This is a genomic window from Haladaptatus sp. DYF46 (genome assembly GCF_021083305.1).
Taxonomy (GTDB): domain Archaea; phylum Halobacteriota; class Halobacteria; order Halobacteriales; family Haladaptataceae; genus Haladaptatus.
Window position 1 is genome coordinate 47,549 of record NZ_JAJFAY010000011.1, and the last position, 12,930, is coordinate 60,478.

Here is a 12,930-nt window from a genome sequence, read left to right on the forward strand (position 1 = left end):
GGGCGCTGTGGTGGCCAATCCCACTTCTCATTATAGGTCATTATCGAGAAGAAAACCAATTTCTTGCAGATAAGTGCGTGTAGTGAGCACAGGTTCAACTCTTCAAAGTCGTTCGATGGGTCGACGCGCAATCACAGTCTCTCTTTAGGGATTTTACCGTCGTGATTGTAGCCGCTGTCCATAAGCGGATACTCTATTCGGAACCTGCTCGTTTTTGCAACGACAGAGCCGAATTTTGTATCGCGGCATATGATTCATAGCAATCGAGAGTGTTGTTTTCGAGGGGTAGAGCGATTGTCGTACGTATTACACTGGAATGGGTGGTGTGCCATCCACTTCCACTTAAGATTGTAAGCGGAAGTGGAACACACCCGGGAGCCCCGAATCAATCTGTGCGTATCTCATAATAAGAATCTACGAGAGTCGCCGCGAGACCCTCGAATCCTGCTGATTCCATCCCCGTATCCATCGGAAAATTTTGGGTTGGAAAATGGTATCTGAAAGCGAGAAATCCCGGAGTTCCACCTGGTCGTTCACACCACAACCAGAAGATACGAAACAGTGGACAGGTATTCGTCCGTCGTGGGCACAAGAAACGGAGTATAATACTGATGATTGGGATGAGCGCAGCCAGCTAGTAAATCGACCAGGGTGAGAGTCGTTACTGCTCGCGAGTCATTATCAGCGGTTTCTGCTGGTCGCAATACCGTTCTTTCTTTCTTTCCGGAGAATATCAAACTGAGCTGCTATGCGTTTGCTATTCTCGAGAACAAGACCACGAGGAGGTCACCCCTGCCGTAAGTCTCTTCGGATTTCGCTATGTGACAGCTTCAACCCTACTACGGTTCGTCTGTAACCCTTCTCGTATGTGTACTTCCCATCAACGATGAACGAGCTTCAACCCGACAACGGTTCGTCTGTAACGGTCACCGAGGAGCACGAGCAGATGCCGTCCACGATGCTTCAACCCTACTACGGTTCGTCTGTAACAACTGACGATGACGGGGTCACAACTCCATCAGGGGGTGCTTCAACCCTACTACGGTTCGTCTGTAACTGCGCGGATGGTCATGTTCCGGGCCACAGGGTTCCCGCTTCAACCCTACTACGGTTCGTCTGTAACGCGTCAACATCGACTACGAGGAGGACGACTAACATGGCTTCAACCCTACTACGGTTCGTCTGTAACACCTTGATGACGAATCTCGGAATGGTGTCGTTATCGAAGCTTCAACCCTACTACGGTTCGTCTGTAACAGCGTAGACCCGGCCGGAGTTCATTCGCCCGTCGGTGCTTCAACCCTACTACGGTTCGTCTGTAACCGCCTTTCGTCTGACTAAACCCGAGTCGTTTCATCCAGCTTCAACCCTACTACGGTTCGTCTGTAACTAATGCTGCTGGAAGCACCTCAAGGACATAGCCGCCGCTTCAACCCTACCACGGTTCGTCTGTAACCGATGTTCTCTTCGACAAGGTCATTCTTGTCAATGCTTCAACCCTACCACGGTTCGTCTGTAACTCGCTCATCGCCATCCTGCCACCCTCCGGGACGGTAGCTTCAACCCTACCACGGTTCGTCTGTAACGTCCTTCGAGCTCGTGACGGCGTTCAAGAACCTGGGGCTTCAACCCTACCACGGTTCGTCTGTAACACGTGGGTTCGGACGAAAGGAGTCACCTTAGCGACGCTTCAACCCTATCACGGTTCGTCTGTAACCGTTGGTCGTATTCGTCGCCGGTATCGATAAACACGCTTCAACCCTACCACGGTTCGTCTGTAACGGTGTCGAACTTGAGCACCTGCTCCTTCCGGAGATCAAGCTTCAACCCTACCACGGTTCGTCTGTAACTAGAGTCGGGATGCTCGTCGAAGTCGGGCAAGAGGGCTTCAACCCTACCACGGTTCGTCTGTAACGCCATCAACGATGGTCGGGACATTCTCAAAATATCTGCTTCAACCCTACCACGGTTCGTCTGTAACCATGCCCAATAATGGACACTCACTGGTTCTTCTGCCTGTTCACACTTGATCGTTTCCGTCGACCCGCAATAGCCCACAACCCCCCAGGGGGTCGATGGTTGAGTTAAACAAAGCGAGCGTCATCATGGAGCCATCACCACTGAGCTCTCGATCAATGTATTTTTCAGAACTCATTCGGTAAACGATCACTACTCGTCGGGTTCAAATGCGCTACGCGTCTTGCTTCGAACTGATTCGAGACCCTTCGATCATGTTGTCTTCGAAGACAGAAATCCGGAGTTGGAGGTCTTCTCTCTAACTGATCACTTAAATAAAGCAGACGGTACGCCCATCAACTACAGTAGCAGAAACTCCTTGGACAGGAATCGGCTCGGCAGTAGATGCGTACCCATACGAGACAAACCCAGTCGTCCGTCGATGGTTTCCATCCTGTTCCATATAGGCAGGAGTTCGCTCCATCGAATACGACGTATTCGGCATCGGGGTGAGTTTCGACTCAGGGACAATCGAATCGATTGCGTTGACATCTGATGCTTCTTTGACTTCGAATTCGGCATCCATCGACTCGGAATCAGGATCGCCACACTGGATTTCAGCAAGACATTCTGTTTTCCCTAGCGATGGCGTGTACACACTTGTCCCCGTTTCAAGTGCTGTTTTGAGTTCGTCATACGCATCCTCATCGTCGAGAATCACGTCGAATCGGTAGGCAGGGTCAAGCAGATATTCGAATGTGCGGCGATTACGAGTCTCCTCAATGACGGCTGGATCGATCACTGTTTTCCCGCTCACGTTGGCGGCCTGCTTGATATCGCCTCCTTTTGTCGGGAGCGTCAACATTGGGATCTGCATCGTCTCAACCGGTGTGAGCGGTTGGATAGCAATTGCAGAGCAATCTGGGGCAAACAGATCATAATACGAGTCACGCGGTTTGCCCAGTATCGCTCCAATCAGACCAGCGACGGTTGTCCGGGGGACGACCCGATACGTTTGCTTATCAGTTGTCGTGTCGATACGCCGGAAATGTGCCCAGCGGGCACTCGCAGTAAAGGAGAGACAACGGCGACCGACTGGATTCAGCGATGTGTGTGTCATATATTCGGTCCTCTAAATCGGTTCGAACTCACTCATCGGTGCCGTAGACGTCGATCTCGTTGACCTTGTCCTCGCCGACGGTTGTGGTGAGTTCGTTGATGAATGCATCCGGGCCTTTGGCTGTGCCATCAAGTGCGATTTGGAGGTGGCGATCAGCCTTTAGATGAATCGTCTCGATGTGCTCGGCTTCGTGTTCCACCTCATCAAGGAAGGCATCGACGTTCAGCACCGTGTCTGTGATGTTCCGGAGTTCTGTATCCGCTTTCGAGAGTTCCGAATCGAGTGAGATGCCGTCGTCAAGTCGGCCATTGTGGTACTCGTCTGTCTTGTACTCGACGCGAATGTAGAGTCGAGGTTGGTGGCCCGCCTTGGATCGAGTGAGTGTCTGGTTCTTCAATGCACGCCAACTGAGCGAATCCAATCGCGCAACATCATCCTCGGAAAGATGGGTATCCTTTGCCGCCACCTCATTTACAACGCCGTGGAAACGAATGAACGCATATTCAAGACGGTTATCCGTCGCGAACGTTCCCTGCTGATCCCCTTCTTCGGAGGCTACGACTGTGGAGAGTTGCTTCGATTCGGTCTTTGTGGCGACGGTGTGGAGACTCCGAGCGTGCTCGAACTGAACGGGTCCAATGAACTGTCCGGGGAATCCATCGCCAAGAAGTTCTTGGAAGTCCTGGGAAAACGAACACGTCGCGCCGAAATAGCGAACGTCGGTTGCATTATTTAGGAACGCAGTCGCCGCATCTCCGCCTTCCATCTCTTCGACATCGTCTTCATTGAGGTCAGTGACGTTCTTGAATAGGCCATCTCGTGTCGGAACGTTCTCGTACGGGGCCTTCGACGGGTTTCGAATATAGATTCCAAACTCGTCGTCATCAAGTTGATCTCGGAGATACCGTTTCAGTCGAACGTCGGTGACAACCGCTTCACCGGTCGTTTCGTCGACGCGGGGTTTGTTGTTGGCCGAAAGGGGATTGCCGTTCGGGTTGCAGTCCTCTGCATCGTACAGGAAGATGATTTCTGAGCGGTTCGCAACGGTGGTGGGTGTGTCTGACATTGGTCTGATTTGAATGATGTTGTAAGCGTGCTATTCTTCGGTCTCGTCGTCGCTTTCCTCGTCGTAATCGCTGGTGTCCGCGATTCCGTAGGCAATTCCCAGGCTATAGAGCCACTGAAGCTCGTTTTCGGTGAACGCCCAGGATTTGGGATCCGATTGGAGCATCAATTCTGGAAGTCGGTCGATGTACCGACCATTCATGCGCATAGTTCGATTATCCGCTTGGATATACGCAGAGTTCATCTGGAGCACCTCCTTCGTCACCTCCTTGATGCTCTGCTTTGTAAGGTAGTCAATCGGATAGCGACGAACCAGCGTTGAGGAGACGTTCTTGTTCTTCTGATAGCTGCTCAGGCGACCGACTAATCCTCCAAGGAGGAAAATTGCCTGTCGCTCTGGACTGTTTTTCAGGACATCGTGCTGATCGATGAACTGGTTGAGTTGCTCGGTGCGTGATTCCGGTTCTGGGTCTGTTTCTGCCGTGGGTTCTGTGCTCATATGTGTCGTGAAGAGCGAGGTCGCTGTCGTTGTTGTAATCGATTCAAGTGCACCGATATCAGTGAGTGCCCGCAGCTGTGCGTACTGCTCGAGGAGGCTGAATATGGGAAACGCCACTTGTTGGCTGTTCTCGTCGAACCGTTTATTCTGGTCTTGGACCAACTTGTGAACATATTCCTTGATGAGCTGATCTGGCGAGATTTGTTCACCCGTCAGAAACCGCCGAAGACGTTGAAGACGCACGTCGTCAATATCGCCCGCTTTTGGAGTCTCCGAGGCCTCCCGACTGGTTCGCGTTGGCTCTGTTGTGCGAACAAAATAAGTCCCAAAGAGAATTTGACGGTGAATCGACTCTGGATTAAGAAGCGAACCACCTGCCGAGGCAACCGCGTCAAAGACGCCCCCGTCTCCAAACGGACTGTTCACGGTCACACGGTTGTGTGCTGTTTGCAGCTCCCGTGGCCGATAGAGGTCGGCATCTAGCGTCTCAAAGAAAATGCGGTCGGGGTTTCCGGTGACGACAAACACGGTCGCGAACCGGACGCTTTCCCACGCATCTGTTTCTTGGGTCTGATCGGCCCCTGCAAATGGTCGATCAGCAGTTGGAGTGGCCGCTGCTTCTTCGGCCTTCTGATAGAGCCCTTCGACAGTCGTTTCGAAGTCTTGTCCCTCTGCTTCTCGGAGGGGGCTAAAGACAGTCTCGAAGAACCACGTGATGTCTGCCTCGGTGAGTTGTTCTGGTGCGCTTGCCAAGTATGGTAATACATACAGGCGACGGCTTTGACCCATCGCGCGATAGAAATCGTCAAGGACGCTGTCCGCCGTTGCGATTGCCAATGCGGTGTCAATCGACAGTGGACGACTCCGCCAACTCTCAGTTCCGGATGGCGATAAGTTTGGAAAGTGCTCTCGCTGCTTTTTGCCATAGGCACCAAACAGTCCCGGAGAGCCACCTGTAACGGTCCCGCTAGCGTCACTAATGAACCCGACACCATCGCCAGTCCCATCGTCAACGCTGATGTTCGCCAGTCGCTCGGCTTTCTGTTCGAACATCACTTCGTTCAGCACTGGTATTTCACCAGGATACCGTTCATGATCCGCATCTGGAAGCCGAATACGGACCGTGATGAGCGCTTCATACTCTTTCTCCTCGTCGCCACCTGCTACATCGATGAACGCCTTGCTGAGCCGATCCATTTCCGCGTCATTTTCACCGATTTCGACAAGTGCCTCTAGAACCCAGCGGTCCTCGATCGTTTCATCCTCGAGGACACGCTGGGCGGCTTCACCGGCTGCCCAACCAGTAAACCGATCACGAATGTTATTCGTCCCCCACGCATCGTCACGAAGTCCCGCCAAGTGGTGGACATCAGCGTTTTTGTGGGTAGTAATCGAATAATCGGTCATGCTACTCGTCTTGTTTGACGGATACGAGTGGCCAATGCGATAGCGGAGATCAGCACCCATCGTCTCGATACTCACTGGGTCATCTGCATCGAGACGCGGATTCTCCGGGTCACGCAGATCGACCGAGACAGCGATCAGGCTATCCGGTTCTCCGAACAGCCCTCGCTTTGCGTTCGGTGTCATCGCCATCATGTGTTCAGGATCGATCTGCAGATCTCCGTCTGCGGCTGTGACTGACTCATACCAGTCGAGTAAGGCGTACTGATAGCCGACATCGTACATCGTTGCCGGACATCGCTGCGGAAGCTGACGAAGGAGCTGCCGTTCCGGCGATTGGTTTTCACCATCGGCGGCGTCTTCGGTTAGAGCTTGGTCAGTTTTCATCTTCGAGCCTCCGATTGAGGAAGCCGAATCCGAGCCCGTTGCGACCACCGATACCGGTATCGAGTGCCAGATTAAGATGCCGACGATGGTCATCATCGCGTACGCGATAGTCGAATCGCCACTTGCTCAGCACCATCTCTATTTCGACAGCAGAGGTCACTGTAACTGGAATTGAGTATGTTTTGAGCAACTCGTAATCAGTGAACAGCTGGCCATCGACATCCGTTGGCCCCGGCAGATACTCCGGTACAAAGAGGTCGTGTTTGTGCTGTAGATTATCGGCGATTGCATGCCGAAACGGTTGCATCGAATGTTTCGGACGCCAATACGTTGGTGTACTGCCGTACTCTCCATCGATGTCAAATTTTTCGCGATGCTTTTCAAAGAGACGAACGACAACTCCGGTCGCCGTTTCGAGCGTTCCCTCGGTAGTGGGTTCGCCAACGTCTACATTGAGTACTTGAAGGTCCTGAACCTCGAACGGACGATTCCCGATATTGAACTCTCGATTGTCGCGAAAATCTTCGGCAATCGTCGCAAGCAGGTCTTCACGAGGAGAGGCCAAGAGAAGTTGGCGTGTATCTCCTTCTTGCATTTGCCCCCACGGGAAGATATTCGAGTACGAGAGCCCCATTGGCTCGCCGTTATCGTGTTCATCGTCAAATTTCGTTCCTCGAAGCCCACGCCATATCCGACCACGGAGTTTGTCGTGATAGGTTGGGTCAGGTGCGGCCTCAGCTTGTGCAGCTAAGTCGACCAGTAGGCGCATTATCGCACATCACCTCCTGTTCTCGAATCCGTATTTTCACCGGCATGAATTGTACTTCTAACTGCCACTATATAAGTTATCATCATGGTATCAACCATAAAATGACCCAATGAAGGGTCAACTGAAACAAGCCCTACTATCGGCCTCCTACAGGTAACTTCAACCCAAGTCAGTTCTACTGGACAAGTTTTCGGCTCAGTAGGGTACTTTCTACTCGGTCGGCACTCTACCAAAAAGTTCCGTCTTAGGATTGATTCCCGCTCGATTCGACCCTTGTTGAGCATTGAGACTACTGTTTTCGCAGATTGTAGGCTGCTATCTCTTCGAAGTACGCTGCTTTACAGTGTCCGAAGCGCGACCACGAGTGAGTAGGACTACTTGTGACACCAAGGAGTGGTTCCTCGGGGTCATTCTCTCGTAGCTCTCTTCGTCTCTCCTGCTTCTGTATTTGGGTATCTGTAGTTATTCCTTTCATACATGTCTCTGAGGTCGCGGACCAAACCACTAAGACAATGGGAGCAGTAGCTAACACTGCGGCTACTCAACCACTGTCAAAGTGGCTTTTATTCCGTACACGCCCGTCCTGGCAGACTGTTGCGTGTACGGGGATACGACCTGATTAGCTCTTATTGCGACTAGATTATAAGTCTAGGGATGGCATCCTAGAGGTAGAAGTTACTTCTCTAAAAGGATTCGTCCTGATTACCGATAAGAACAACTATGCAGAAAAATGAGTGTAGATACAACATCCGATGGGTTCAACGTACACTACGAAAGGAGAGATCATCGCTCGACCAGGTCAAACCCACTGGAATCACACCAATGGTGTCGTAAAGAACGTCGATACACTGCTCTCGACGACTGGTCTGGGAAAGGACGAGGCATTCAGGAAAACAGTTCGTACCATCGCGTATCTCCATGATCTTGGGAAATTGACGCAGTTCTTCCAGCAATACATTCATAAAGACGATCCCCGAGAACCAGCCAAGAAAGATCGATATCACAGTCTCTCGGGTGCATTCGTAACATTACATGCATTAAAGAGTCTTCACGACGACCCCGAGCAACCAGATATCCCGCAAAAGCTTCGGATTGCGGCCTTTTACGCTGTTGCAAAACACCATCTATCGATCGAGAATTTCACCGAGGAACAGGAGAAATACACTCATGTAATTGAGAATGGAGACCACCGGTTCCAACGATATGACCGCGTTCGAAAACAGCTCGAAAATATCGATGCACATACTGCACCGCACGCAGCAAAGCTCATTGAGACGGCTACCGACGGTGCACTTACGTGGTCGAACATCTACATCGAACGACCGTTCGTGTATTCTGAGCTCTTGAACTGGAAGGGCGGCCCCAGCGAGGATTTCTACGCTCTTGTTCTCGAACTCTGGTCACTTCTCACCTGTGCGGACAAAATGAATGCCGCAGGTATGGGTATCCCCACTGAATCGCCTGCTTCGCTCTCGCCGAAGGCGATTCAAGGGAAGATCAACACGTTTCCGACTCCCGAGGCGACAGTTCAAAAAACTCTCAATGAACTTCGAAACGACGCTCGGAAAGAGGCACAAAAACGTATTCAAGAAGGCCATCAGGGGGATGACCAAGTTTTCACGCTCACTCTCCCAACCGGGTTCGGAAAGACGTTTGCGGGACTTGAGGCTGCGCTTACACTAGCCGAAGCGAAAGATGGGCGGGTTATCTATGCCCTCCCTTATACTTCAGTCATTGACCAGACGGATGATGTGATTCAGTCGGTCTTCAATATCCAGAGTGGGTCATCGTTCTATACCAAACATCACCATCTCACCGATACTCGGACGACTATTGATGATGTGGCACTCAAGGACCATCCGAGTACGGGGGATGAAGTACTCTATGGGGAGACATGGCTTGCATCGCTCGTCTTAACGACGTTCGTCCAATTATTCGAGTCAATCGCAGGCCCGGCAAATACTCAATCCATCAAACTTCCCGCCATTCAAGATAGTGTTATCGTCGTCGACGAGCCGCAAGCACTCTCGATGGAGTGGTGGCATCTTATCACCCGACTCACGTCGATTCTGGTGGAGGATTACAACGCGACTGTAATTTTCATGACTGCAACCCAACCACGGATCGTCTCCCAAATCAGCAACGACCTTTCACCTGTCCCCCTCATTGCCGATCGGACGCCGTATCTATCATTTCTTGAAACCCATCCCCGAGTGGACTACCAGCTTGACGACTCACTCATCGAGTACCTGGAGCAAGGTGCTAGTGCAACTCCTCGATCACCTGCCAGTGCGACCGACCAAATCGCTACGGACGTGCTGACTGCAGAAGAGCGTGAGACCGCACTTGCGATCTGCAATACCGTTCAGAGTGCTCAGGCACTTGGGCAACGACTCACAAAACAATTCAACGACGTCGGCGGGTCGACGGTACACTTGGGTGAACACCTACTCCAGTTTTTCAGTGAAACAGACTGGGTTGAGCGAATCTATGCGGCGACGACTAGTGTCGAGCAGGCTGTAGAGCGTGACGAGCCAGCGAGTGATCAAGAAGACAGTGACGAAATGTCGATGACACAGCGTGCGGCAATGGCCTATCTCGATTATCTTGGGGAAGTAGTTGGATCGGCTGATCGAATGCTGGCAACGCTCACGACACGCCTCCGCCCGGTCGACCGAGCAATTCTTATCGAGTGTCTTCGCCTCCTTCTCGATGCAGATCATGAGACATCGTTCACCGAGACATCGATAGTAGTAACCTCAACGCAACTGGTTGAAGCCGGTGTTGACGTGAGTTTCAACCGACTCTACCGTGACTTTGCTCCCCTTCCATCGCTTGTCCAAGCTGCTGGACGGTGTAATCGTTCGTATGATGGTGATGATGGGACGGTCGTTCTCTGGCGTCTCGCTGGTGAAGCTAACGATATTCCACCATCACAGCTTATCTACGGCAGTCTGATAGGGAGTGAAGACGGAGAACGGGACCGCGATTTGTTGGCACCGACCCGCTACGCGCTTAATGCTGTTTCGTCGACTGATCGTGGGGGGACAACATCGCTTCCAGAACATGTTATGATCAGCCAAGCGGTCGAAGAGTATTATACGAGTGTCCACAAGCGAGAGCGGTCGAAAGATCGAGACGACAAACTCGCGAAGAAAGTCGATCTCGCTGCTGGAGAGGATCTTCGACACGCAAGTTTGATTCGGCAAGACTATGAAACGATAGAAATTCTGATCCCATCTGAGGTAGAACAAGCGTATCTGAATCGGTATCACGAACTCAAAGAGCAACGAGAGTTTGAGAAAGCAGATGCCGTATTTTCTGCACTTAAGCAAGCTCTTGTGACGATCCCTGTAACAAAGCGGACGCAGCCGATTCTCGATCGTCTTTCGTTTGAAGAAGAGAGGACATTCCATGTACTCTGTTCAGCAGACGCATACACGCTCATCCACGGGCTCGGGATCATGCCCACTGCACTCGGTGAGTAATATCCAATTGGGTGGATGTTCCCGTCGACCCCCGGGGGTTTGGAGGTTATTGCGGGTCGACGGAAACACCCAAGTGTAAACGGCAAGAAGCAGTACTGTGTGCCCACTATTGGGTATGGTTACAGACGAACCGTAGTAGGGTTGAAGCATATGGTGCGACGAGGTGGCTCACTACGAGCACACCGAGTTACAGACGAACCGTAGTAGGGTTGAAGCACGCGGCCTTAGTGCTTCCGGTCGTACAGCCTCCGAGTTACAGACGAACCGTAGTAGGGTTGAAGCTTCAGCCCGCTTTTCCAGTTCTTCTTTGTCAAGTTCGTTACAGACGAACCGTAGTAGGGTTGAAGCGACCTGATTGCCGGTGTCCGGATCAGAACCCCACAGGTTACAGACGAACCGTAGTAGGGTTGAAGCATCATGATCATCTCGATGGTGATGGCGATAAAATCGTTACAGACGAACCGTAGTAGGGTTGAAGCGACAGTAGCGGAATCTACGAAATCGAGTACAACAGTTACAGACGAACCGTAGTAGGGTTGAAGCAATCCATTCATCTCCATTATCGTAATACAATGCACCTCGTTACAGACGAACCGTAGTAGGGTTGAAGCTATCGCACCGAAGACTCTATCGACGATGTTCCGCACGTTACAGACGAACCGTAGTAGGATTGAAGAACCCGCAAATCACACGCTCGAACCCCAAGAACTGTTACAGACGACTCGTCCCTGAGTTGAAGCGAGAAACAGCAACCCATCTCGGGACACCACGAAGGTATTCCATCCGTGTTGTGTCTGGCTCCTCCACCTCTTCTGCAACGAATGCAAGGACATCCTCAGCGCGACGAAGCGTGATCTGACTCCATATATCGAAATAGGATTTACTCGTGTTTTCAGTGGAAATGGTGGGGTCAAGTTACTGGATATCATTCGATGGGAAGTTCAGCAATCTACCGTCCGAGGAAGCTTCTTTTTTCATGTTTCTATATAAACGTGCAACCAAAATAGCCACCAACCCGTGAAACGCCCGAAATCAGCTGATCCAACATCTCGATAGCGGCGTCCCCAATCTCTATATTGCACGAAAACCATGACTAACACGCAATGAGGACGGAACGGAACAAAGACGGGACGTTCAACGTTTGGCTCAGTCGGGAGGAATACCGCGCGATCCCCCGCGCCGCAGACTCGTTCGAACACGAGATCGCCATCCGCTTGATGGGCGACTGCGGGCTTCGCGTGACAGAAGTGCTCGGCGTCACACCCTCAGACATCTCACGAATGGATGACGGACGTCACTACGAATTAGAGGTCACGAATGGGAAGGACACAACCGGGAGCTACCAAGGCGGGAAGCAACGCGAGACATGGTTGCCGGTCGAGGTTGAGGCAACGATCAATCGGTACGTCCAGCAGGCTGGTCTTCGGGACGATGACCCCCTGATTGAACGGTCGAAACGTACCGTCCAGTACTGGGTTGAGAACGCTGCTGACCGTACGGCCGATGAAACGGGCAACGACGATTATCGACGAGTATCTACCCACGATTTGCGCCGCTGCTGGGCGAATTATCTGCTGGTCGAGGAGAATGTCTCACCGCGGATTGTGATGGCGCTCGGTGGCTGGTCGAGCTATGACGCGATTGAGCCGTATCTCGCAGCACCCACTGAAGCGAATATCATTGAGTCGATGAGCGCTGTTGAGTTGTAAGCAGCTAATCGAGGAGCCGAGAATCACTTCTCTACAAATTATAAGGGGAAGTAGAGTGCCCCCGGAATCCTCGAATCAATCTGTGCGCAGTTCTTTGGTGTGATATACTACGATTGTACAGCGCGGACCGACATCGCGTGATGGAAGAGAAGGACAAACGAGTCCGGACGTTTACTACGTAGACGGCCACCTCGCGAACTTAGACGCTGACCCGGACCACGAAGATCGAGGTAGAAGAGTATCCGCGTCAAGTGGAACTATTCCGATCTCCGTGGTTAGATCCACATTCGTCAGGAGGAATAAACCAGAATATAATAATACGAAGGGTTTACCGGGTCCCCTGTGAGCCGCACCAAACTAACCACAGGTGATAATATTCCGCTAGCACCCTCTGTAAGCATTCCTCAATTACTGCTGAGTGCGGATGTTTCTGCGGTTGAGACTGCTATTCTCCGTTTCCTGCCAGTTCGTTACAATAGTGTGATCTCATACTACAATTTGCCAGTAAACTGACTTCAAAAACACCTACTACA

General features: G+C 51.7%; 6 protein-coding genes and 2 CRISPR repeat arrays. Of the genes, 2 read left to right on the top strand and 4 right to left on the bottom strand.

Going from position 1 to position 12,930, the window contains the following annotated elements:
- The first annotated feature begins 827 nt into the window (after positions 1-827).
- A CRISPR array of direct repeats spans positions 828-1,981; the repeat unit is 30 nt; unit sequence GCTTCAACCCTACCACGGTTCGTCTGTAAC.
- 306 nt (positions 1,982-2,287) lie between these two features.
- The 4 genes from cas5b to cas6 are packed head-to-tail and all read right to left on the bottom strand — an operon-like array spanning position 2,288 to position 7,200.
- Positions 2,288-3,076, bottom strand: coding sequence for a type I-B CRISPR-associated protein Cas5b (gene cas5b / locus LJF34_RS26840; RefSeq protein WP_231189441.1), 789 nt, complete (start codon positions 3,074-3,076; stop codon positions 2,288-2,290).
- Positions 3,077-3,104: 28 nt separating this feature from the next.
- On the bottom strand, positions 3,105-4,142 hold the full coding sequence (cas7b, locus tag LJF34_RS26845; RefSeq protein ID WP_231189450.1) for a type I-B CRISPR-associated protein Cas7/Csh2: 1,038 nt from the start codon (positions 4,140-4,142) through the stop codon (positions 3,105-3,107).
- 30 nt (positions 4,143-4,172) lie between these two features.
- Complete coding sequence (locus LJF34_RS26850; protein WP_231189453.1) at positions 4,173-6,431, bottom strand: TM1802 family CRISPR-associated protein; 2,259 nt, start codon at positions 6,429-6,431, stop codon at positions 4,173-4,175.
- Positions 6,421-7,200 carry a CRISPR-associated endoribonuclease Cas6 gene (cas6, locus tag LJF34_RS26855; protein ID WP_231189454.1) on the bottom strand — a complete coding sequence of 260 codons (780 nt, stop codon included), beginning with the start codon at positions 7,198-7,200 and terminating at the stop codon, positions 6,421-6,423. The genes LJF34_RS26850 and cas6 overlap by 11 nt, the downstream gene beginning before the upstream one ends.
- Positions 7,201-7,952: 752 nt before the next feature.
- Here cas6 and LJF34_RS26860 point away from each other — a divergent pair.
- Together LJF34_RS26860 and LJF34_RS26865 are read left to right on the top strand one after the other, a co-directional pair.
- Positions 7,953-10,688, top strand: coding sequence for a CRISPR-associated endonuclease Cas3'' (locus LJF34_RS26860; protein ID WP_231189456.1), 2,736 nt, complete (start codon positions 7,953-7,955; stop codon positions 10,686-10,688).
- A gap of 118 nt (positions 10,689-10,806) precedes the next feature.
- Positions 10,807-11,428: a CRISPR direct-repeat array (repeat unit 30 nt; unit sequence GTTACAGACGAACCGTAGTAGGGTTGAAGC).
- Positions 11,429-11,791: 363 nt separating this feature from the next.
- Complete coding sequence (locus LJF34_RS26865; RefSeq protein WP_231189457.1) at positions 11,792-12,397, top strand: site-specific integrase; 606 nt, start codon at positions 11,792-11,794, stop codon at positions 12,395-12,397.
- Positions 12,398-12,930 lie beyond the last annotated feature (533 nt).

Bases quoted from the DNA above. Each gene is read 5' to 3' on its own strand.
- cas5b (WP_231189441.1), bottom strand. From the start codon at position 3,076: ATGACACACACATCGCTGAATCCAGTCGGTCGCCGTTGTCTCTCCTTT.
- cas7b (WP_231189450.1), bottom strand. From the start codon at position 4,142: ATGTCAGACACACCCACCACCGTTGCGAACCGCTCAGAAATCATCTTC.
- LJF34_RS26850 (WP_231189453.1), bottom strand. From the start codon at position 6,431: ATGAAAACTGACCAAGCTCTAACCGAAGACGCCGCCGATGGTGAAAAC.
- cas6 (WP_231189454.1), bottom strand. From the start codon at position 7,200: ATGCGCCTACTGGTCGACTTAGCTGCACAAGCTGAGGCCGCACCTGAC.
- LJF34_RS26860 (WP_231189456.1), top strand. From the start codon at position 7,953: ATGGGTTCAACGTACACTACGAAAGGAGAGATCATCGCTCGACCAGGT.
- LJF34_RS26865 (WP_231189457.1), top strand. From the start codon at position 11,792: ATGAGGACGGAACGGAACAAAGACGGGACGTTCAACGTTTGGCTCAGT.